The organism is Vreelandella sp. 2A-K22 (assembly GCF_054065485.1).
In genome coordinates this window covers 104,653-127,770 of sequence record NZ_JBSUGC010000003.1, presented here as the reverse complement: position 1 = coordinate 127,770, position 23,118 = coordinate 104,653, and the positions used below count along the sequence as shown (strand labels likewise).

The 23,118-nt window shown below is 54.1% G+C and carries 18 protein-coding genes, 1 tRNA gene and 1 other RNA gene; 14 read left to right on the top strand and 6 right to left on the bottom strand.

What is annotated here, in order from left to right; all coding sequences use genetic code 11:
• Positions 1 to 453: 453 nt before the first annotated feature.
• The 5 genes from ACW17M_RS04955 (at position 454) to ACW17M_RS04935 (ending at position 4,807) form a co-directional block, all read left to right on the top strand.
• A complete protein-coding gene (locus ACW17M_RS04955) occupies positions 454 to 912 on the top strand; it encodes a hypothetical protein (protein ID WP_457547000.1) in 459 nt (152 codons plus the stop codon).
• Positions 913 to 1,090: 178 nt separating this feature from the next.
• Positions 1,091 to 1,417: a TraR/DksA family transcriptional regulator gene (locus ACW17M_RS04950; protein ID WP_027959244.1), complete on the top strand. Its 327-nt coding sequence runs from the start codon at positions 1,091 to 1,093 to the stop codon at positions 1,415 to 1,417.
• Between the two features lie 359 nt (positions 1,418 to 1,776).
• Complete coding sequence (gene ftsH / locus ACW17M_RS04945) at positions 1,777 to 3,309, top strand: ATP-dependent zinc metalloprotease FtsH (RefSeq protein WP_457546999.1); 1,533 nt, start codon at positions 1,777 to 1,779, stop codon at positions 3,307 to 3,309.
• Positions 3,310 to 3,556: 247 nt separating this feature from the next.
• Positions 3,557 to 4,489 (top strand): DnaJ C-terminal domain-containing protein, encoded by a 933-nt coding sequence (locus ACW17M_RS04940; protein WP_039858316.1) that lies wholly within the window; start codon positions 3,557 to 3,559, stop codon positions 4,487 to 4,489.
• A gap of 3 nt (positions 4,490 to 4,492) precedes the next feature.
• Positions 4,493 to 4,807, top strand: coding sequence for a chaperone modulator CbpM (locus ACW17M_RS04935; protein ID WP_039858314.1), 315 nt, complete (start codon positions 4,493 to 4,495; stop codon positions 4,805 to 4,807).
• A 119-nt stretch (positions 4,808 to 4,926) separates the two neighbouring features.
• Here ACW17M_RS04935 and ACW17M_RS04930 read toward each other — a convergent pair whose 3' ends face one another.
• The 6 genes from ACW17M_RS04930 to ACW17M_RS04905 form a co-directional block, all read right to left on the bottom strand.
• On the bottom strand, positions 4,927 to 6,042 hold the full coding sequence (locus tag ACW17M_RS04930; protein WP_041158414.1) for an ABC transporter permease: 1,116 nt from the start codon (positions 6,040 to 6,042) through the stop codon (positions 4,927 to 4,929).
• Between the two features lies 1 nt (position 6,043).
• Positions 6,044 to 8,764 (bottom strand): ribosome-associated ATPase/putative transporter RbbA, encoded by a 2,721-nt coding sequence (rbbA, locus tag ACW17M_RS04925; RefSeq protein WP_027959239.1) that lies wholly within the window; start codon positions 8,762 to 8,764, stop codon positions 6,044 to 6,046.
• Positions 8,761 to 9,837, bottom strand: a complete 1,077-nt coding sequence (locus ACW17M_RS04920) for an HlyD family secretion protein (protein WP_457546998.1) — start codon at positions 9,835 to 9,837, stop codon at positions 8,761 to 8,763. The genes rbbA and ACW17M_RS04920 overlap by 4 nt, the downstream gene beginning before the upstream one ends.
• Before the next feature lie 528 nt (positions 9,838 to 10,365).
• Positions 10,366 to 10,462, bottom strand: an RNA gene (gene ffs / locus ACW17M_RS04915) — signal recognition particle sRNA small type.
• A gap of 52 nt (positions 10,463 to 10,514) precedes the next feature.
• Positions 10,515 to 10,591, bottom strand: a tRNA-Met gene (locus ACW17M_RS04910).
• 100 nt (positions 10,592 to 10,691) lie between these two features.
• On the bottom strand, positions 10,692 to 11,630 hold the full coding sequence (locus tag ACW17M_RS04905) for a choline ABC transporter substrate-binding protein (protein ID WP_009286517.1): 939 nt from the start codon (positions 11,628 to 11,630) through the stop codon (positions 10,692 to 10,694).
• Positions 11,631 to 11,873: 243 nt separating this feature from the next.
• Between ACW17M_RS04905 and betI the strand changes: the two genes are divergently transcribed.
• The 9 genes from betI (at position 11,874) to ACW17M_RS04860 (ending at position 23,058) form a co-directional block, all read left to right on the top strand.
• A complete protein-coding gene (gene betI, locus ACW17M_RS04900; protein ID WP_009286516.1) occupies positions 11,874 to 12,494 on the top strand; it encodes a transcriptional regulator BetI in 621 nt (206 codons plus the stop codon).
• A 23-nt stretch (positions 12,495 to 12,517) separates the two neighbouring features.
• Complete coding sequence (gene betB / locus ACW17M_RS04895; protein ID WP_457546997.1) at positions 12,518 to 13,987, top strand: betaine-aldehyde dehydrogenase; 1,470 nt, start codon at positions 12,518 to 12,520, stop codon at positions 13,985 to 13,987.
• Positions 13,988 to 14,189: 202 nt separating this feature from the next.
• Positions 14,190 to 15,863, top strand: coding sequence for a choline dehydrogenase (gene betA / locus ACW17M_RS04890; RefSeq protein ID WP_027959236.1), 1,674 nt, complete (start codon positions 14,190 to 14,192; stop codon positions 15,861 to 15,863).
• A 230-nt stretch (positions 15,864 to 16,093) separates the two neighbouring features.
• Positions 16,094 to 18,580 carry an acyl-CoA dehydrogenase gene (locus ACW17M_RS04885; RefSeq protein ID WP_039858290.1) on the top strand — a complete coding sequence of 829 codons (2,487 nt, stop codon included), beginning with the start codon at positions 16,094 to 16,096 and terminating at the stop codon, positions 18,578 to 18,580.
• A gap of 200 nt (positions 18,581 to 18,780) precedes the next feature.
• Positions 18,781 to 19,878: an ABC transporter ATP-binding protein gene (locus ACW17M_RS04880; protein ID WP_022523706.1), complete on the top strand. Its 1,098-nt coding sequence runs from the start codon at positions 18,781 to 18,783 to the stop codon at positions 19,876 to 19,878.
• Positions 19,871 to 20,995 (top strand): ABC transporter ATP-binding protein, encoded by a 1,125-nt coding sequence (locus ACW17M_RS04875; protein ID WP_027959234.1) that lies wholly within the window; start codon positions 19,871 to 19,873, stop codon positions 20,993 to 20,995. Before ACW17M_RS04880 ends, ACW17M_RS04875 begins: the two co-directional genes overlap by 8 nt.
• Entirely contained in the window at positions 20,988 to 21,875 is an 888-nt protein-coding gene (locus ACW17M_RS04870; protein WP_022523708.1) for a carbohydrate ABC transporter permease, read from the top strand. Before ACW17M_RS04875 ends, ACW17M_RS04870 begins: the two co-directional genes overlap by 8 nt.
• Before the next feature lies 1 nt (position 21,876).
• On the top strand, positions 21,877 to 22,773 hold the full coding sequence (locus ACW17M_RS04865; RefSeq protein WP_027959233.1) for a carbohydrate ABC transporter permease: 897 nt from the start codon (positions 21,877 to 21,879) through the stop codon (positions 22,771 to 22,773).
• A gap of 12 nt (positions 22,774 to 22,785) precedes the next feature.
• Positions 22,786 to 23,058: a DUF2160 domain-containing protein gene (locus ACW17M_RS04860; protein WP_022523709.1), complete on the top strand. Its 273-nt coding sequence runs from the start codon at positions 22,786 to 22,788 to the stop codon at positions 23,056 to 23,058.
• The last annotated feature ends 60 nt before the right edge of the window (positions 23,059 to 23,118 follow it).

Genomic DNA, 23,118 nt, shown 5'->3' with positions numbered 1-23,118 from the left:
TACAAAACAAAAACACTTCAACGAGGACAAGAACATGATAACTTCAGGTCATCAAAAAAACCCTCTGAAAGCACCCGTGGCAGACAACTTGCTCGTTTTGTGGTCTCAACCTTGGATGGAATCCACTAACACAGCGATCAAGTTACAGCGCATTTGGCTAGAGACACTGAATGACGCAACGCGTCACGAACTAGACTTCTTTTCAACCGTGGCGATTTCCTGCAGTAAGCTGACAAGCTGCATGCTGTGTCTTGAGGGTCTGCTAACGCCATCATCTATGATGTCCTGCTATCACGAAATCACTGGTGATATGACAGAAGCGACGTTAAAACGCGTGCATAAGGTATCAAAGCTCAGTGATGATCTAAGAGAGCGCATTTGGTGTGAAATCTAAAAATTCTGCAAGGATCGCGCGACTTTTTCTAAAGGACTAACCTGAGATAGGACAAGGGCATGACGGTTGAAACCATCAAAGACATACTGGAACTGACCCAGCGGTTGCATGCCAATCTAGCCGATAAACTAAAGCGCGCCGCCAGGGACACCCAGCATGAAAAGCTGCGCATGTTACTTGACTATCTTTCCCAACATGAACAAAAGCTTAGCCGGGTCATAGCGTTGAGCGAGCAAGATGCAGAGAAAGCCGCGCTCCAAACGTGGTGTGCAGAATACTTTGACAAGCACCCTTTCAAGCTTGAAACACTGGGTAATTTAGACTTTGCCAACATGAGCACTGACGATGTCTTGCGCTCTTTTCTAGCAGTACATGATCGTATTATTGATCTCTATCGCTATTTATCGACACGGGCTGAAGTCTCGTCCACCGAGGAATTATTGAATGGCCTCCTCGCTTTAGAACAACACGAAATCATGCGCATGATACGAGACGCGGAAAAGCTGGAAGATCTTTAGTCATAGCTACAAGTTCTAGCGCTCATGCTGTTTGACCTTACTCAGAAAACCGTGGGGTGTAACGCCACCATCGGCCCGATTAAAACAGGTTTGAGCATAACGCGAGCTGTACCAAGTGTATTAGATGCCATATAGCGCTCAATAGAGCAACTTACTAATCAACATTAACGGGTACATCATGTCTACTCAAGATAGAAAGGCCTTGCTAGACAACCTACGGTTAGAGCTCAAAGCCCGCATCCATCACTATGAAGAACACCAGCATCGAAGCAGTGGCGCTCTGAATAAAGATCTTGATGATCAGGCGGTAGAGGTTCAAAACGACGAAGTTGTCGCGCGGCTGGAGGAAGAAGTCAGGCTAGAACTGGCCCAGGCCGAACGCGCCTTGGCACGCATCGCTGCCCAGGTCGGAGACTTATGCGAGGAATGTGACAAGCCCATCGCACCAGATCGTCTCAAGGCCTTGCCCTACACAACCCGCTGCAAAAACTGCGCCGATCTGTAACAAGGGCGAAACCTCCTCCAATAAGGCCCTCTAGTAAGCCGCATTGAGGTTAGCATGGACAAACGTTACCAAGCATATATCCTCTTTTTTATTTTCGGCTATATTGTTGTCCTATTGGCTCAGGACTTCATTGCGGAGGAGCGTTCCTACGAACCGATTCCCTATTCCGAGTTTTTGAGCAAGGCATCATCAACACGCTTGATGTTAGTTCAGAGCGGATCAAAGGCACCTACAATACGCCACTCTCCGACGGTACTACTGGCTTCACCACCTATCGCATCGACCCGACCTTGGCCAATGACCTAGCCCAATACGATGTCACTTTCAATGGTGCGCCTAGTGAGTCATGGCTGACCTCTATGCTTTCTTGGCTCTTGCCGTTCCTGCTCGTATTCGCTATCTGGGGATTTTTCCTGCGCCGTATGGTATCTAGTCAGGGAGGCCTTGGCAGCATGATGACACTGGGCAAATCGAAAGCCCGTGTTTATGTTGAGACCGAAACCAAGGTGACCTTCGCCGACGTGGCTGGCATTGACGAAGCCAAGGATGAACTCAAGGAAGTAGTGGCCTTTTTGCGCGACCCACAGCGTTATGGTCGCCTGGGGGCTCACGTGCCGAAGGGCATCCTTCTGGTTGGTCCTCCTGGCACTGGCAAGACGCTACTGGCCCGTGCCGTGGCTGGCGAAGCTGGCGTTCCCTTCTTTTCGATTTCAGGGTCCGAGTTCGTAGAGATGTTCGTCGGTGTGGGGGCAGCCCGAGTTAGAGACCTCTTTGAGCAAGCTGCAAAAGCCACGCCGTGTATCATTTTTATTGATGAGCTGGATGCACTCGGCGGCGCCCGAGGGCTTGGTATGCTCGGTGGCGGTCATGACGAAAAGGAACAGACCCTCAACCAGCTACTAACTGAGCTAGATGGCTTTGATACATCATCCGGGATTGTACTTCTGGCCGCGACTAACCGACCCGAGATCCTTGATCCCGCCCTGCTGCGTGCAGGACGTTTCGACCGTCAGGTTTTGGTCGATCGCCCCGAGCGGCGGGGACGTATTGCCATTCTCAATGTACATCTAAAACACCTCAACAAGCTGGCGCCTGATGTCGATGCCGAGCAGATAGCCGCCTTGACCCCAGGGTTTACCGGTGCTGATCTAGCCAACTTGGTCAATGAAGCGGCTCTGCTAGCCACGCGCCGTGATGCCGATGCGGTGACACTAAGCGATTTTACACTCGCGGTGGAACGCATCGTTGCCGGACTGGAGAAGAAAAGCCGTGTGCTTAATGAACATGAGCGACGCGTAGTAGCGCATCACGAAATGGGCCATGCTCTCGTCGCCGCTTCGTTGCCTGGAATGGACCCCGTACACAAAATCTCTATCATTCCACGTGGGGTTGGCGCCTTGGGCTATACACTCCAGCGCCCAACAGAGGAGCGTTTCCTGCAAACGGTTGCCGACCTAAAGAGTCGTATGGCAGTGCTGATGGGCGGCCGAGCCGCCGAACGCATGATTTTCAACGAAATCTCCACTGGAGCGGCTGATGATCTGGCCAAGGTGACCGATATTGCCCGTAGCATGGTCACCCGATTCGGAATGAGTGAGGAAGGCGGACAAGTCATTTATGAGGAAGACCGGCAAGCATTTCTAGGCGACAAATTTGGGCTCGCAAAGCCCAAGACCTACTCCGAGGAAACAGCCCGTGAAATCGATACTGCCATACGCAGACTGGTCGACGACGCTTTTGATAGTGCCACCCAGATACTGACCCGCCGTCGCAAGGTACTGGAGACCGGTGCCGCCATGCTGCTTGAGCGTGAGACGCTGACCGCCCAAGATTTTCCGCCTATCGGGGAAGTAGCAGAGATAGCTGACAGGCCAGCGACGGATCGAATATAAAGCACTCTTGACCCATAGGTACGATAGGCTCGACTAAAAAACATAATGACTACTTTGTCTGACCTATTACAGCAAAGTGTGGATTTATTGATAATGGTCACGATAAGACGAGGAGAGGCATTTTAAAATAACAATAACCTTTTACTATAGGCTCTTAAAGTAACAAAAGAGGCATCTAGCCGGCCAACGGACATTTGCGTAATGAATGTCTCGCCCCCCTTAGCCCCGAACAAGTATGGAGTGATTCGTGGAGTTCAAGGATTATTATCAAATACTTGGGATCGATAGAGCTACCGCCATCCCCGACATCAAGAAGGCCTATCGCAAGCTGGCGCGCAAGTATCATCCTGATATTAGCAAGGAGCCCGATGCTGCCCTGCGTATGCAGGAAATCAATGAGGCTAAGGCGGTGCTTACCGATCCCGAGAAACGTGCGGCTTACGACCAACTGGGAGAGCATTATCGTGCTGGGCAGGAGTTCCGGCCGCCGCCAGATTGGGATGCAGGTTTCGAGTTCTCGGGCAGAAATTACGAAGATGTCGACCTTGGTGAGTTCAGTGACTTCTTCACCGATCTATTTAGCCACGTTGGTCGGCGAAGCACCGGGTCACATCACCGTGTGCGTGGATTGGATCGTCATGCAAAAGTTTTCATCGACTTGCGCGACACCTATGACGGTGCAACACGCTCGGTGACTTTGCATGCGCCACAGACTGATCCACAAGGACATGTCTACCTGCAGCAGCACAATCTCAAGGTGCGCATTCCTAAGGGTATCACTGAAGGTCAGCATATCCGCTTAGCGGGACAGGGCCACCCTGGTACAGGTGGGGGCGAGTCCGGCGACCTTTATCTGGAAATACACTTTACACCGAACCCCGACTATCGCGTGGAAGGGAAAGATGTGTTCGCAACCCTGCTGGTTGCACCTTGGGAGGCAGCTCTCGGTACGTCTCTCACGATGCCCACACCTTCTGGACAGGTTCAACTGAAAGTGCCCAAAGGTTCCCAAAGCGGTAGAAAGTTACGATTGAAAGGCCGAGGCATTCCCAGTTCTGAGCCTGGTGATCTCTATTTCGTCCTGAACGTGGTATTACCTCCGGCCAATACCGATAAGGCACGCCAACTGTATGAAAGTATGGCGCGTGACATACCATTCAACCCGCGTCAAAAGAGGTAGATCATGGTTGAAAACAACATAGTCAATGGTGAAATACTCGACGAAACTACCCTTACACTGGAAGAGTTCGCGCATGCATGCGCCGTAGAAAGGCAATGGGTGAAAGAGCGGGTCGAGAGCGGCATGCTCGGCGATGGCACTCACTACGTCTCTCAATGGCGATTCACCAGCCACGATCTTATTCGGGCTCGCCGCCTTCGCCAAATGGAGTACGATTTCGATGCTGTCCCAGAGCTAGCCGCTCTGGTCGCCGACTTGTTTGAGGAGATTGAGCGACTAAAAGGACGGCTCAGAGCGGCTGGACTGCCCTTCCATTAAGTCGCTAGTCCATGACCACTTATGGGATTGATGAATGCTGCATTGATTTATGTTGCCGTTGCCCCCCTGCTCCAGGGTTTGTTCGGCCATAAACAACGCGCCGAAAGTAGCTGGCTGAATCATTCTTGTGCTTTTCTAAGTCTTACCAGGGCGCCAAAGAAGAACACGCTTCCAATGATGGCCAGCGCCAACAAATGCGGCCAGACAATTCCCAATCCGGCGCCACGAAAGAGAATGGCCTGAGCAAGCTCGACAAAGTGAGTGGTCGGGGCGACGAACATAATGCGCTGCACTAGATCTGGCATGCTTTCACGCGGTGTCATCCCGCCCGAGAGAATCTGCAGGGGAATCAGTACCAGAATGATTAATAGCCCCAATTGCGGCATCGAGCGCGCCATCGTACCCAGAAAAATCCCCATCGATGTGGTCGCGAACAGCAGTAGCGTGGCGCCGAAAAGATAGAGCATCTGCGAGCCGCGAAGAGGTACTTGCAGCCAACCCTCGACGATAATGCGTAGTGCGAAGACCGAAGCCAGCAGCACGACCAACCCCATCGACCAGACCTTGGCCAACATGATCTCGAACGAGGTGACCGGCATGACCAACAAATGCTCAATGGTGCCGTGCTCTCGTTCACGGATCAACGCTGCTCCTGTCAGGATAATCGACAACATGGTGATTTGATTGATAGCTTCATTAATGGCGCCGAACCAACTTCGGTTGAGATTAGCGTTGAATTCAGCACGAACCACTGCCTCAATGCGGCCCGGTGATGATTGCTGGTATGCTCCGATGAAATCGGCCACCTCACCACTGATAATCCGCTGGATATGCCCAGCTCCCGTGAATGCCTGGCTGATCTGGGTAGCATCGACATTCAACTGAATGGTCGGCTGTCGAGCGGCCAGCAGATCACGCTGAAAGTTAGGAGGAATATTAAGTGTAAAGGTATAACGCCCCGCATCCATGCCGCGATCCATCTGGCCAATATCGATAAATTCGGGCGGCAAAAAATAGGGAAGTTGAAAGGCATTAACAATACGCAAGGATGCCTGAGATCGATCCTCGTCGACGATGGCTACGCTAGCCCGGAACGGCGCCTCCGGCTCGCCAGTGGCACTCAGGTAGATCCCCAAAGTAAACGAGTAAACGATCAGTAACATCAGAGCCGGGTCGCGATACAGGCTGCGTATTTCCTTGATACCCAGTTGCAGAATATTGGCAAACCTGGCCATGTCAGCGCTCCTGCTTCCTAAGCCCCAAAACACTAAACAACGTCAGTACGGGGATAGTAATCAGCAGGGCCAGAAAATACGGTGTCAAATCTCCCAAACTAAGCGCTTTGGAAAACACGCCTCGACTGATAATCAGAAAATGGCTAGTGGGGTAGATATGTCCAATGACAGCCGCCCCCCCTTGCAGCGCAGAAACCGGAGAGAGTAGCCCCGAAAACTGGATCGCAGGCACCAGTGTAGCGATGGCGGTACCGAAGATAGCGGCAATCTGACTATGCAGAACCGATGACATCAACAATCCCATCCCCGTGGAACAGGCGACATAGAGCAGCGCTCCTAGGCTCAATGTCAGCAGGCTCCCCTTCACTGGGACGCCAAAGGCCAGAACGGCGAACGTCACTAAGGTGGCGAAATTGATCATCGCCAGCATTATGTAGGGCAACTGCTTGCCAAGCAGAAATTCCAACCGAGAAACCGGCGTGACGTAAAGATTGATAATAGAACCGAGCTCTTTCTCACGAACGATTCCCAGTGCAGTAAGCATCGCCGGTATCAGCATGAGCAGTAACGGGATCATCGCCGGGGCCATGGCTGGCAGGCTTCTAACATCGGGATTGTAGCGGTAGCGAATGGCAATCTCGACAGGAGAAGAGGTTCCAGCACTTTCACTCAAACGAGCTACGGTCTCAGCATGAATCCCCTCCACATACCCTTTGATGGTATCGGCCCTGACCGGCATGGATCCGTCGACCCAGTAAGCAACTTTGGGCACATTGCCACGCTTGAGATCGCGGCCAAACCCTGGCGGAATTTCCACCGCCAGGCTAATGTCGCCGCTGCGTAGACGTTGCTGTACATCGGTGTAGTCGGTCAGAGGAAACTTCTCGGTGAAATAACGCGATCCCGTTAGATTGAGAGTATACGCTTGGCTGGTAGTGGTCTGGTCACGATCGAGCACGGCATAGGTCAGATGTTCGACATCCATATTGATGCCATATCCCATGATAAACATTAGGATCAGACTACCCAGCAGCGCCAGCGTGGCGCGTATCGGATCGCGACGTAGCTCCAGGGTCTCTCGGTGGGTATAGCTGAACAAACGACGCAGGCTAACGGTCAGCCCGCCTGACCGGGTCGACGGGTGCGGTTTTAGAGAGGTAGTTGTCGGCTTTTCGGGCTCGGCTTCATCTATCTTGCTAGCCTCCTTCAGGTACGCCATAAAGGTAGCTTCTAGTGTGGGTAAGCCACGCGACGCTAGTAGCCCCGCAGGGGTGTCGGTGGCTAATACGCGCCCTGCATGCATCAGGGCAATTCGGTCGCAGCGCATTGCCTCGTTCATGAAGTGGGTGGAGATGAAGATCGTCACTCTCTCTCCACGGGAGATCTGCCCTAACAGCAGCCAGAAATCATCGCGTGCAATCGGATCCACTCCAGAGGTGGGTTCGTCGAGAATCAATAACTCAGGACGGTGAATAACAGCCACCGCCAACGACAGCCGCTGGCGCACACCTAGGGGAAGCGCTGTCGGTAATTTGTCAGCCACTGCTGTGAGGTCAAAACGATCCAGCATCTCCCTCACGCGAAGGGAGCGCTCAGCCTTAGGAAGATGAAACAGGTGCGCATGCAATTCAAGATTCTGACGAAGCGTCAGTTCCGTATAGAGAGAAAAACCCTGGGACATGTAGCCCACCCGACGGCGCGTAGCGATATCGCGTGGATCGACGGGCTTATCGAATAGCAATGCCTTTCCTTCACTGGCGGATAGTAGCCCAGTGAGCATCTTCATCGTGGTGGTCTTTCCACAGCCATTAGATCCCAGGAAACCAAATATTTCACCGCGTTCGATACGAAAGTCAGCGTGATCCACGGCGACGAAATCGCCGAACCGCTTGGTAAGTCCATGGGCCTCAATGGCTATATTGGCATCAGGTTGACGCGGCGTTATCTTGAAGTCTCGATGCCTGCGCCGTTTAGTCTTGGGTAATAACCTGATAAAAGCTTCCTCAAGCGTTGCGCTTTCCGTCGCTGCCAGCAGATCGTGGGGCGAGCCAGTATTCAGTACCTGTCCCTCATTCATGACCACCAACCAGTCGAAACTTCGAGCCTCCTCCATATAGGCAGTGGCAACTAGTACGCTCATACCTGGGCGCTTGCCCCGTATCCTACCAATCAGTTCCCAGAACTGGGCGCGTGACAAAGGATCGACGCCAGTGGTGGGTTCATCGAGTATCAATAGGTCGGGATCGTGGATCAGCGCACAACATAGCCCCAGTTTCTGTTTCATTCCGCCGGAGAGCTTGCCGACAGGACGTTCCGTGAACCCAACCAGCCCAGTACTGTGCACAAGTTCGGCAATACGACTATGCCGGTTCCGGCGATCCAGACCGAATAGTCGGCCGAAGAAATCGAGGTTTTCAAAGACTGTCAGAGTGGGATAGAGGTTCTTTCCCAACCCCTGAGGCATATAGGCAATCCGCCAGCACACCTGTTTGCGATGTCGCCCTTCTGCCATGTCACCGCCTAACACGACAACTTTACCCTGCTGAATTTTCCTGGCACCGGCGATCAGGGCCATCAGACTGGACTTACCCACGCCATCGGGTCCGATCAATCCCACCATACTGCCAGCGGGGATGGCCAAATTTAGGCCAGATAAGGCATGCACTGAACCATAGCGCAAGCTGACACCTTCAAGCTGTACCACAGGTTTATCAGGGATCATGGCGTCACATTGACCTTCAGTTCTTCGGGCCAATCGAGCGTATCATCAAGCTTGAGATAGGCCATGCCCGGCAAACCGGTTTTGACTTGATCCAGATGCTGTTCAAGTAGCGCAGGGTCGATACGAGCCTTAACTCGAAACATTAACTTTTCACGTTCGCTAGCCGTTTCCACGGTCTTGGGCGTGAATTGGGCCACGCTGGAGACGTAGCTGACGTTAGCCGAGATCACATACTGAGGTGCTGCATCTAGCACCAAGTGCACGTCAGCACCCAGCGCAACACGCCCGGCTTGACGCTCGGGCAGGAAAAAGGTCATATACACATCGGTCAGATCGATGAGATTGAGTACCACGCCCCCCGCTGACAGCACTTCACCGGGCTGAGCGACACGATACTGAACCCTAGCCACCCGGTCACTGCGCAGCTGGCTGTCTTCAAGATCTGCCTCTAATTTGTCCACCGTGGCGCTCGCCGCCTCAATGGCCGCCTGTGACTCAATGACCTGTGAATCGGCTGCCTCAATAGCCGCCACGGCAGCGAGTACACCCGCACGCGCTGCCGCCAACGCGGCTTCGGTACTCTCCAAGCGGGCTAAGTCATCGTCGAGTTGCTGCCTTGACAAAGCATTGCGAGCGACCAATGCCAGAGTTCTTTCATAACGCTTTTGAGCCGCCGTTAGCTCGGCTTGCCGTTGCAGAACGGTGGCATCGGCAGCCGTTTTTTCGCTCTGTCGTTGAGCTACTTGTGCCTGGGCGGTGCGTGTCGCGCTCTCGGCCTGTCGAACCTGTGCCATGGCCTGTCCCAGCTCGGCTTCTAGCACCTTCGTGTCCATACGCACCAAAAGCTGATTCGGCTCGACCTGCTCTCCTTCGCCAACAAACACTGCTTCGATGCGCCCCGCCTGCTTGGTAGCGATATCGATTTCTGTCGCTTCAATCCTTCCATTACCGCTGACAAAACCATCACCCAGCCCATCGGGTCGGAACTCCAGCCATACCAGCACACCGGCAATGAATACAACTCCGGCAATTATTAATATTCGCCATAACACTTTTTTCAGCGTGGAGGACACAACAGAGCTTCCTTGATTCTCTAATTATTCAGTAGGAAAAAAAGATAACGACTGATGTCATTATTGACCTTTACAACCACCATGAAACTGGAAAATGTACATTTGGTGATACAGATCAAGAATATTCTCCAAATATCTTGCATTCCTGATATCAATTCTTGAATGACACTAGGCTTAAGAGCCTGTCCCTGCTGAGTAGGAGGCTAGACTTGAAAAAGGCTTGCGCGAAGTATAAGTCACTTGCTTTAGATGAAGCAGAAGCGAGGCTGCATACCAAGTAACCATGTCGTCGATACGACTCCAGGGAAACCAGCGACTATCTTCGTGATATGTCAACTTCGGTGGTTTAAATGTAGCGGGTGCCTAATAGTATAAAGAAATCCAAACATGAAACATGTGGATCATTATGCTTTTTACAGAATAATGTTTATAGAAGGCACATGGCAACACAGCTCTCGAAGGATAACTACATAAAGCTATGACACGTAACTGAGGCAGGATCGAAGGGAAAATCAGAAATGGAGGCGGCCCCAAAAGCCACATCCCGGCACACGCAGCCACCACTACCGTTGCTCCCTTCCGGGCCTGGCGGGGTTCGCAGTTTAGCGTTGCGGGAGGACCTAAGGGACCACCATAACGGCACACTCTGTTATATATTAAGTGTGCTGAGGCTGATGTGGTGGCTACGCCCTGATTTGAACAGGGGACCCCATCATTATGAGTGATGTGCTCTAACCAGCTGAGCTACGTAGCCTTTCCCTCATCAACGGGTGCAGATTATGCCTACCTTAATGACGAAAGGCAAGCCGGATTCCGGCTTGCCCTGCTAGTCAACAAAGCGTATCGAAATTGACTTACTGAATAGCGGCGCGCACGGCCTCTGCACCTGGCTCGCCGTCTCGTGTTGTAACGCCGTCTAACCACTCGTCCAGTAGGCTATCATTAGCCTTCAAATAGTCACGTGCGGCATCACGGGGATCTTCGCCATCATCCATGATCGCGCTCATGAGCTGATTTTCCATTTCCAGCGTGAAGGTCATATTGCGCAGCAAGGTACCCACATTCGGGCACTCATCCACGAATCCCGCTCGGGTATTCGTGTGCACAGTCGCGCCGCCTAAATTTGGGCCAAAATAGTCGTCGGCATCAGCAAGATAAGCCATATCGAAGTTAGAGTTCATGGGGTGCGGCTCCCAGCCCAAAAACACCATCCACTGCTCATTGGGTACCCGGGCGCGCAGTTCCGCCAACATTCCCGCTTCGCTGGAATCGATCACCTGCCAATCGCCTAACCCATAAGCATCATCATCGATCATCTGCTCAATGAGCTCGTTACCGTCGTTACCCGCTTCGATGCCGTGCACGCTACGCTCAAACTGCTCCGCATGCTCGGCCAAATCGTTAACCGACGTTACCCCCGCATCGTAAACGTACTGAGGCACTGCCAGGGTATACTTCGCCCCTTCCAGGTTGGTCGCCAAGCGCTCAACTTCACCGCGCTCGATATAGGGGTCACTAATAGAGGCCATCGAGGGCATCCAGTTACCCAGGAAGACATCGAAATCATTGTTGCGCATACCGGCGTAGGCAATCGGAACGGAAACTGTATCGACGCTTGGCTCATAGCCAAGCCCTTCAAGGACTTCGCTGGCGAGCGCAGTGGTGGCGGTAATATCTGTCCAGCCCACTTCAGCAAAGCGCACGCTGCTGCACTCGTTTGCATAGGCTGCCGTTGGCAGACCCGCTGCCAGCAATAAAGCACCTGCATAGCGTGAAGAAGTTCTGCTCATCATCGTAGTCCCCTTTTATAAGCTTATTGCCAATACATATTGCCAATACATATTGCCAATACGTATTTCCAAAACATAGATACGAACACTCCGTTGCTGCAGTGGTCGCAGTGCGTAGCAATCACCGCTGTCTTTTTTATTGATTGAACGTTCAATAAAAAAATGCCATCATTGTTAGGTAATCATGTCTACGCTCGGGTTTCAAGCAACGACCCTGTTAGGCATTCAACGAATTAGGAGAACGTCGTGCCAAAGGTGGGAATGGAACCGATACGCCGCCAGCAGTTAATCAACGCGACTATGGCAGCCATTGATGAAGTCGGCTTAGCCGAAACTACCGTGATGCGAATTGCCCGCCATGCGGGCGTGTCAGCGGGCATTATCAGCCACTACTTTGGCGGTAAAGATGGCTTGCTGGAAGCGACGATGCGGCAAATCCTGACCGACCTGTCCGGAGCCGTTGCGGTGCGTCGCCATGCGCTGGAAGACGACTCTCCCCGCGCCCATATCGGTGCCATTATTGAGGGTAACTTTGACCGCACTCAGGTCACCGGCCCCGCCGCCAAGACATGGTTAGCGTTCTGGGCCAGCAGCATGCATAAGCCTATGCTGCAGCGTCTGCAAAACGTCAATGATCGCCGTCTTTACAGCAATTTATGTCACCAGTTCCGACGTGTTATGCCCCGCGTAGAAGCCCGCAACGCAGCACGCGGCTTAGCCGCCATGATTGATGGGCTATGGCTGCGTGGCGCACTAACGCCAGAAGGCCTTGACGCCGAAGAGGCCCGCTACCTTGCCCACACCTATCTCGACCAGCTTTTTGCTCATCATGGATGCACCAACAAAGCATCCAATATTTACCTTTAATTTTCTGATTCTTGGAGATCGACATGGCCGCTCAAGACGTACAGCCACTTTATATTGATGGTCGCCAGGTAAACGCCACTTCAGGCGATACTTTTACCGTTACCAACCCCTTCGATGGCAGACTGCTGGCCACTATCGGCCAAGCCAGCCAAGCGGATGTTGACACCGCGGTCGCCGCAGCCCAGCGCGGCCAGCGCGAGTGGGCCGCGATGAGCGGCATGGAGCGCTCACGCATCCTGCTGCGCGCCGTCGCGCTGCTGAGGGAGCGCAATGACGAGCTAGCTGAGCTTGAAACCCGCAATACCGGCAAGCCGATCAGCGAAACGGCCAGTGTCGATATCGTTACCGGCGCAGATGCGTTGGAGTACTACGCGGGCCTGGCGCCGGCTATTGAAGGCAGCCAGATCCCCCTTCGCGACAGCTCTTTTGTGTACACTCGCCGCGAGCCCTTGGGTGTCATTGGTGCCATTGGCGCCTGGAACTACCCGATCCAAATCGCCTGCTGGAAAGCCGCCCCGGCGCTGGCGGCAGGCAACGCAGTGGTATTCAAGCCCAGCGAAGTGACCCCGCTGACCGTGATGAAACTAGCGGAAATCTTTACCGAGGCAGGCCTGCCCAACGGCGTCTTTAACGTGGTTCAGGGCGACGGCCGCGTGGGCGCCATGCTCACCGAGCACCCAGGCATCGCCAAAGTCTCGTTCACCGGCGAAGCAGGCACCGGCAAGAAAGTGATGGCCGCCGCTGCTAGCTCAACGCTGAAAGACGTCACCATGGAACTGGGCGGCAAATCGCCGCTGCTGGTGTTTGCAGATGCCGACCTTGATCGCGCTGCAGACGCCGCCATGATGGCCAATTTCTACTCCAGCGGCCAAATCTGTACCAACGGCACGCGGGTATTTGTTGAGCGCAGCGTTAAAGATGCTTTTGAAGCCAAACTGGTGGAGCGCGTTAAGCGCATCAAAGCAGGCGACCCCATGGATCCCAGCGTCAACTTTGGTCCCCTAGTCAGCTTCGAGCATCAGGAGAAAGTGCTCTCCTATATTGCCCTGGGCAAAGAGCAAGGCGCTCGCCTGCTCGTGGGTGGCGACGACTGGAACACTGGTAGCTTTGCCAATGGCGCCTGGGCTGCACCCACCGTGTTTACCGACTGCACTGATGAGATGCGTATCGTGCGCGAAGAGATCTTTGGCCCGGTGATGTCGGTACTCGCCTTTGATGATGAGGCGGAAGTCATTCGCCGCGCCAATGACACCACCTACGGCCTGGCCGCCGGTGTCTTCAGCGAAAGCTTGAACCGCGCCCACCGCGTGATCCACCAGTTGGAAGCGGGTATTTGCTGGATTAACACCTGGGGTGAGTCACCCTCGGAGATGCCGGTAGGCGGCTATAAAGAGTCGGGCATTGGTCGCGAAAATGGTGTTGAGACGCTCAATCACTACACCCAGACCAAGTCGGTACAAATCGAGATGGGGCCATTTGAGTCAGTGTTTTAACTCTAAGCACTAAGCTCCGCCGGTAGGCATAACACGAAGACGCTGTGAACCCATCCATGGGTGCTCGGCTTTTTCATCTGACCGCCAAGGATGGCGGGAATGCTGGAATCGCATGGAGCACTTTCCGGCCCTGAAAAAGACGCTTCGCTTTTATGCCTACCGGCTCACTTCCTCGACTCGCCAGATTTCTTAAGGAGACACTATGTCTCAACCACGCGAATTTGATTACATCATTATCGGTGCAGGCTCGGCGGGCAATGTGCTTGCTACTCGCCTCACCGAAGACAGCAACGTCAGCGTATTGCTGTTAGAAGCGGGCGGGCCCGACTACCGCTTCGATTTCCGCACCCAAATGCCCGCTGCCTTGGCATTCCCACTACAGGGCAAGCGCTACAACTGGGCGTTTGAAACCGACCCCGAGCCACATATGGATGGTCGCCGCATGGAGTGTGGTCGTGGCAAAGGGTTGGGCGGCTCCTCACTGATTAACGGCATGTGCTATATCCGCGGTAATGCACTCGATTACGACAACTGGGCCAAACAGCCCGGCCTCGAAGATTGGGACTACCTAAGCTGCCTGCCCTACTTCAAAAAGTGCGAAGCCCGCGACATTGGACCCAACAGCTACCACGGTGGCGACGGCCCGGTCAGCGTGACCACGCCCAAAGCGGATAACAACCCGCTTTATCGCACCTTTATTGAAGCCGGCAAGCAGGCTGGCTACCCGGAAACCGAAGACGTTAACGGCTACCAGCAAGAAGGCTTCGGCCCTATGGATCGCTTCGTCACGCCCAAAGGCCGCCGCGCATCAACGGCCCGCGGCTACCTGGATACCGCCAAACAGCGCCACAACCTCACCATCGAAACCCATGCCGTTACCGATATTATTGAATTCGAAGGTAAACGTGCGGTGGGGGTACGTTATGAGCAGAAAGGCGAAAAACAGCAGGCCTACGCCCGCCGTGAAGTACTCCTGTGCGGTGGCGCCATCGCTTCCCCGCAGATTCTGCAGCGCTCAGGCATCGGCAACCCTGAACTGCTGAAGGAACTGGGTATCGAGACGGTTCACGCCCTGCCCGGCGTAGGTGAAAACCTCCAGGATCACCTGGAGATGTACATCCAGTACGAGTGCAAAGAACCCATCTCGCTCTACCCCGCGCTAAAGTGGTACAACCAGCCCAAAATTGGTGCTGAATGGCTGTTCAATGGCACCGGCGTGGGCGCCAGCAACCAGTTTGAATCCTGTGGTTTTATCCGCAGCCGCGATGAAGAGGAGTGGCCCAATCTGCAATACCACTTCCTGCCCATTGCCATTAGCTATAACGGCAAGAGCGCGGTGCAGGCCCATGGCTTCCAGGCCCACGTTGGCTCCATGCGTTCAGAAAGCCGTGGTCGTATTCGACTTACCTCGAAAGATCCACACGCCGCGCCCAGCATCCTGTTCAACTACATGGCCAAAGAGAAAGATTGGGAAGAGTTCCGCGATGCTATTCGCCTGACTCGCGATATCATCGCTCAGCCAGCCTTTGATAAATACCGTGGTCGCGAGATAGCACCAGGGCCCGACGTGCAGTCGGATGCCGAGCTCGATGCCTTCGTCAAACAGCACGCCGAAACCGCCTACCACCCCTGCGGTAGCTGCCGTATGGGCGAGGGTGAAATGGCCGTCACCGACGGCCAGGGTCGTGTCCATGGTATTGAAGGCCTTCGCGTCGTAGATGCCTCACTGTTCCCGGTGATTCCCACCGGCAACCTGAATGCGCCCACCATTATGTTGGCCGAGAAAATCGCCGACCGTATCAAAGGCCATGAGCCGCTTCCCCGTGCCAGCGTTGACTATTACGTCGCCAACGGAGCACCGGCCAAACGCGCCTGAACATTTAGTCTGTTTTTTACTCCAAACGCCATGGCTTGTCGCCATGGCGTTTTTTTTGGCTACGTTAAAGGAACAAGCTACGCCAAACGTGCCTAAAAACTTGCGTGTGATAGCCCCCATCTGCCAATATTCAAACAAGTGTTCGACTCAATATCTCAACAACGATGTTACTCGCGTTTTATTAACAACAGTCGGCCTGCAACAGTGGCCAGCAAAAAGAGAGATAACCTATGCTCACCCTACTTCTGATCGTGCTCGCCATTGTCGGCTTGCTCGTGGTCATGCGTCGCGAAGCAGGCGCTCCCGCGGCGCTAGCTGTGTTTGGCGTATTAGGCCTTGTTGGCCTACTGTTTGACGCGGAAATCATTGGTGGTCTGCTGCTTCTTGGCGCTGCGGCAGTAGCCGTGGCAGGCCTGCCTGCACTGCGTCGCAAGTGGCTCACACCGCGCTTATTCGCCACCTTTAAAAAAGTCGCCCCCAAAGTTTCCGCCACCGAGCGCACAGCTCTGGAAGCGGGCAGCGTTTCCTGGGACGGAGAGCTATTTTCAGGCAAACCCCAGTGGGAAAAACTGCTCGCCTTTAAAGACGATGGCCTACGCGACGATGAGAAAGCCTTCCTAGCCAATCAGTGTGCGAAAGCCGCTGGCATGTGCAACGCCTGGGACATCGCCCAGGAGCGCGCCGACCTGCCCCAGCAGCTTTGGGACTACCTGAAAAAAGAGGGTTTCTTCGGCATGATTATTCCGAAGGAGTACGGTGGTCTTGGCTTCTCGGCTAAGGCTCAGTCCATGGTACTGCAGAAGCTCTCCGTCAATGAAACCCTGATGGTGACCGTGGGCGTACCCAACTCCCTCGGCCCTGGCGAGCTGCTGCTTAAATACGGTACCCAAGAGCAGAAAGATCATTACCTGCCGCGCTTATCCGATGGCCGCGAGATCCCCTGTTTTGGCCTCACCGGCCCCCGCGCAGGTTCTGACGCTACCTCGCTGCCAGACACTGGCGTTGTATGTAAGCAAACCATTAACGGCGAAGAAGTGATCGGCCTGCGCCTTAACTTCGAAAAACGCTGGATCACTCTGGCGCCCATCGCCACAGTCGTTGGTCTTGCCTTCCGTCTGTTTGACCCGGAAAAATTGCTGGGTGACGAAGAAGATCGCGGTATTACCCTGGCGTTGATTCCCCGCGATACCGACGGCATGGAAATCGGCCGCCGTCACCACCCTATCGGCAGCCCGTTTATGAACGGCCCGATTATCGGCAAAGATGTCTTTGTTCCGCTGGACACCATCATTGGCGGCCCAGACATGATCGGCCAGGGCTGGCGGATGCTGGTGGAGTGTCTGTCTATCGGCCGCTGCATCACGCTGCCGTCAGGCGCCACCGGCACCGCGCGTTACGCCCTGGGCTGGAGCGGCGGTTTCACCCGTGTTCGTCGTCAGTTCAACGTGCCGGTTGCCGAAATGGAAGGTGTGCAAGAGCCCCTCGCCCGCATGACGGCGCTGGCCTATATCTCCCAGGCCACCGTGTATCAAACCGCCAATATGATCGACCACGGCGAAAAACCCGCCGTGCCCTCAGCCATCCTGAAGAGCCAGTTGACCGAGTTCCAGCGCGTATTGCTTAGCGATGCGATGGACGTTCACGGCGGCAAGGCGGTCACTCTTGGCCCGCGCAACTACCTCGGTATCGGTTACAGCGCCAACCCGGTGGCGATCACCGTGGAAGGCGCCAACATCATGACCCGCAACCTGATGATCTTTGGTCAGGGTGCTATTCGCTGCCACCCCTACGTACTAGAAGAACTGGCCGCCAAAGACGCCAACGATATGCAGGCGTTCGATAAAGCCTTCTTCGGTCACGCGGGCTTGATCTTTGGTAACGCTGCGCGCGCCTTTACCCTCGGCTTTGGCATTGGTAAAGCCAGCGTACCCTTCGACGGCCCCGCCGCCGCCTATGCCCAGGATATTGCCCGCCTCTCCGCTGGCTTTGGCCTGTGTGCCGATGCTGCCATGGCAAGCCTGGGTTCAGCGCTGAAGAAACGTGAAATGATCTCTGCACGGCTGGGGGATGTGCTGTCTAACCTCTATCTCACCTCAATGGTACTCAAGCAGTGGCAGGCAGGCAGTAAAGTAGAAGGCGAAGAGGCGCTGTTGCACTACAGCTGCCGCTTCCTGCTCCAGCGTGCCGAGCAGGCGTTTGTGGAGATTTTCGATAATCTACCCAACCGTGCGCTAGGTAAAACGCTCAACGCCGTAGTAATGCCCACCGGTCGCCGCTGGAATAAACCCCACGATGACCTGGCCCGGGATATCGCTAAGCGTGTGTCTACACACAGTGCCCTGCGCACCAAGCTGCTGGAAAACACCTGGGATGCAGACGACGGTGAACAGCGCAACCCGCTGGCGCGCTACAACGCTTTGCTGGTCGATTATGACCGCGCCGAGGCGATCTACCGCACGGTGAACAAGGCGTATGCTAAAGGCAAACTCCCGCAAACGGCGCTGCATCCTGAGGCACGTGTAGAAGCCGGTCTGGAAAAAGGCCTGATCAATGAAGAGGATGCCGACTTTATGCGTACCTTCGAGGCCGAAGTACTGGAAATGCTCACCGTGGACGATTTTGCCTACGATGCCTTTGCCAAGAATAAGTCCACGCTGATCGAGCACAACGGAAAACCTGTGGTAGCGCCTAAGCAGGAGGAAGAAAACGTTAAGTAATACCTCTTTTTCAAAGCATTACCTGTAAAGATAGCCGACTCCTGTATGCCAGGAGTCGGCTTTTTTGTGTTCACTTTCTACACCTAAATGCGTAGACCAAGGAACCAAAAACGCGTTGCAAGTTCGCAAACGATCAACTAGCCTTTCGTAAACGAAAACGATCTACCTTATCCAACAACAATGACGCTAGCGAGATCGGCATGTCCTTACATTTGCAAAATATCGATCACATCGTTAACGGTGTGCCCCATATCAGTGGGATAGACTTAGCCCTAGAGCCAGGATCCTTTAATGTGCTGCTTGGGCGAACACTTGCTGGCAAAACCACTTTAATGCGCCTAATGGCGGGGCTTGAACCACCCACCCGCGGCAAAATTATTATGGATGGCAAAGACGTCACGAACGTCTCAGTGCGTAAACGCAATGTCTCCATGGTGTACCAGCAGTTTATCAACTACCCCAGCCTCACCGTTTACGACAACATTGCGTCGCCGCTTAAACTGGCCAAACACCCAAAAAGCGAAATTGATAAACGGGTTGGCGAAATTGCTGAAATGCTGCATATCGAGCACCTGCTTAACCGCTACCCGCAGGAACTCTCTGGTGGCCAGCAGCAGCGTACCGCCATGGGGCGGGCCTTGATCAAAGATGCCGATTTAATTCTGTTTGATGAACCGCTGGTCAATCTGGATTATAAGCTCCGCGAAGAGCTACGCGATGAGTTGCGTGACCTGTTTAAAGCGCGTAACTGTATTGCGGTATACGCCACCACCGAGCCCAATGAAGCGTTAGCGCTGGGCGGTAACACGGCGGTACTGCACGAAGGCAGGCTTCTCCAATACGGCCCTACCGAGCAGGTCTATCGCGAGCCCAATGGCCGCTTTAGCGCAGAAATGTTCTCCGAACCCCCAATCAATATCGTTCCCGGTCAGCTGACCGACAGCGAGATCACCTTCGACCAAACGCTTCACTTTCCCTGCGATGACGAGCTAAAGCGTCTTGAACCGGGTGATTACGACTTTGGCGTGCGAGCTTCGCATCTCACTCTACAACCCCAACAGGCCGATGACCTGGCCCTGGATGTCCATGTGGATGTAGCGGAAATTAGCGGCTCTGAAACCTTCCTGCATGTTCGCCACGAACGCTTCCCCTTAGTGCTGCACTTAGCGGGTATTCACCAGTTTAGTGTTAATGAACCTCTGAAAGTTTACTTCCCCACCCATCAACTTTACGCCTTCGACAAGCAGGGTCACACGGTACATATTCCTGCACGTCAGGGAGGAGCTGCCCATGGCTGAGATCACACTAAAAGGCTTGGCGCACTCCTACGAAAAAACGCCCAAAGGTGCGGCGGATTACGCCATCCGGCAGATGGATCACGTATGGCACCAGGGCGGCGCCTATGCCCTATTGGGCCCATCAGGGTGCGGTAAATCGACCCTTCTGAACATTATTTCGGGCCTGCTTGAACCCTCGGAGGGTGACGTACTTTTCGACGGTCAGCGGGTCAATGAGCTGCCCCCAGAAGAGCGCAATATTGCCCAGGTGTTCCAGTTTCCGGTGATCTACGACACCATGACGGTGTTCGATAATCTTGCCTTTCCCCTGCGCAATATGAATACCCCCGAGTACCGGGTGAAACCCAAGGTACTCGAAGTCGCCGATATTCTTGAGCTGACCCCTTTGCTGGATCGTAAGGCCAAAAACCTGACCGCCGACGAGAAGCAGAAGGTCTCCATGGGCCGTGGGCTGGTACGTGACGACGTAACGGCGATTCTGTTTGATGAGCCGCTCACCGTTATCGACCCGCAGCTAAAGTGGAAGCTGCGTCGCAAGCTCAAAGAGATTCACGAGCGCTTCAATATCACCATGATCTACGTGACCCACGATCAGCTCGAGGCCTCTACTTTCGCGGATAAAATTGCCGTGATGTATGAGGGCCAGGTGGTGCAATTCGGCACCCCACGTGAGCTGTTCGAGCGCCCTGCGCATACCTTTGTGGGTTACTTTATTGGCAGCCCGGGCATGAATTTTATGGCCGTGGAATATCGCGACGATCAGGTAATGTTCGGCACACAGCCACTGCCGGTTAGCGAGCAGATGAAACACGCTGTCGCCAGCGCTGCCAATGCCAGCGCTAACGATATTAGCCATAACAATATAAAACTAGGCATCCGCCCCGAGTTTATCGCCATTTCCTCAAGTGAAGTGGCCAATAGCGTGCCGATTCAGGTGACCAGCGTGCAAGACCTGGGCACCTACTCCCTGCTGACCTTCAAACTCAACGAGCAAACGTTTAAGGCACGCCTGCCCGAAGGCCATCCGCCGGTCAGTGAAGCGGCGTTTGCGCACTTCGATGCTGCTCACGTAGCGCTGTATATCGATGAATACCTGGTGGAGGCTGGTCATGAATAACAAGGTACCCAATAACAGAGCCTGGCTACTGGTGCTTCCCATGCTGGTGTTGGTGGCCTTCTCCGCCATCATTCCGCTCATGACCGTGGTCAACTACTCGGTGCAGGACGTGCTCGGGCCGAACGCACGCTTTTTTACCGGCACTGAGTGGTTTCAAAGCATGCTCAACGACGACGCGCTGCAGGCAGCGTTTCTGCGCCAAATTTCGTTCTCGCTGATTATTCTGGCTATTCAGATTCCGCTAGGGATTGGCATCGCGCTCATTATGCCCAAACGCGGTTGGCAAGCCTCGGCGGTGTTGATCCTGATTACCCTGCCGTTGCTGATTCCCTGGAACGTAGTGGGCAGTATCTGGCAAATCTTTACCCGTGGCGATATCGGCTTAATGGGCTGGGGCCTGCGCGAACTGGGCATTGAATACAACATTACCCGTAATGCCGGCGACGCCTGGGTAACCATCATTTTAATGGACGTGTGGCACTGGACGCCGCTGGTGGCCATGCTGTGCTATAGCGGTCTCCGCTCGATTCCCGAAGCCTACTATCAAGCAGCACGTATCGACCGTGCCTCAAAATGGGCGGTGTTCCGCTACATTCAGCTCCCCAAGCTAACCAACGTGCTGGTCATTGCCGTGCTGCTGCGCTTTATGCACTCTTTTATGATCTACGCCGAACCCTTTGTACTGACGGGCGGCGGGCCGGGCAGCGCCACCACTTTCTTAAGTCAATCACTAACCACTATGGCTGTCGGCCAACAGGATTTAGGCCCTTCTGCAGCTTTCTCGCTGATCTACTTCCTGGTCATTCTGCTGGTGAGCTGGGTGTTCTACACCACCATTATGAATATGCAGAAAGACAAACCGCCGCACGGAGGTGCCTAACATGAGCTATCAACTCGAAAACACCCAGCGCGGTGAAAAGTACAACACGATTTTTAGCAAGGTTTCACCGGCCAAGCGGCGTAACCGCACCGCCCGTGCACACTGGCGCTCGCGCCTCTTGCTTGGCCTGTATCTGGCGCTGATGATTCTGCCCATTTACTGGCTGATCAATATGTCGCTACAGACCAATAGCGAAATTCTCGGCTCGATGACGCTGTGGCCCCAGAACCTTACTTTTGATAACTACATCGGCATTTTCACCAACTCAAGCTGGTACATGGGCTACGTCAACTCGATGCTCTACGTAGCGATGAATATGCTCATCACCATCTGCGTCGCGCTACCCGCCGCCTACGCCTTTAGCCGCTACACCTTTATTGGCGACAAGCATCTATTTTTCTGGCTGCTGACCAACCTAATGGCGCCACCTGCGGTATTTCTGCTGCCCTACTTCCAGCTCTACTACTCGGTAGGCCTGTTCGATACCCACATCGCCGTCGCGCTGGCTCACTGCCTGTTCAATATCCCGCTGGCTATCTGGATTTTGGAGGGCTTTATGAGCAGCGTGCCTAAAGAGATCGATGAAACCGCCTATATCGACGGCTATAGCTTTCCGCGCTTTTTCGTCAAGATTTTTATCCCCATGATCCGCTCAGGCATTGGCGTCACGCTGTTCTTCCTGTTCATGTTCTCCTGGGTGGAGCTGTTGCTGGCCCGCACGTTGACAGCCACTGACGCCCAGCCCATTGGCATGATCATGACGCGCACATCGACTGCTTCTGGGATTGACTGGGGCACTTTGGCCGCCGCCGGTGTACTCACCATCATTCCCGGCATTCTGGTGGTCTACTTCGTTCGTAACCATATCGCCAAGGGCTTTGCCCTGGGCCGTACCTGAGGAGATCTCGCTATGTCTTGGATGGTATGGACAGTGCCCACCGCCATATTCTTTTCATCCATTGCGGCCATGCTGGCAGGCATGACGGTATGGGAGATCATGTCGCCCACTGTTGAACGCAAAGGTTTTTTACCCATTGCCACCACTCGCGGGGATCGGCTGTTTATCGGCCTGCTCTCCGCAGCCTTTATCCATTTGGGCGTGATCGGCTTCACGTCACTTTCCATTTGGATAGCACTAGCGGTATCAGCCGTATGGCTGCTGGTTTTAATGCGCTGGGGATAGCCCTTGGGACTAGCCCTTGGGAAATGCCATCAGCGTTTAATCGGTATCAAGGACGGCCAA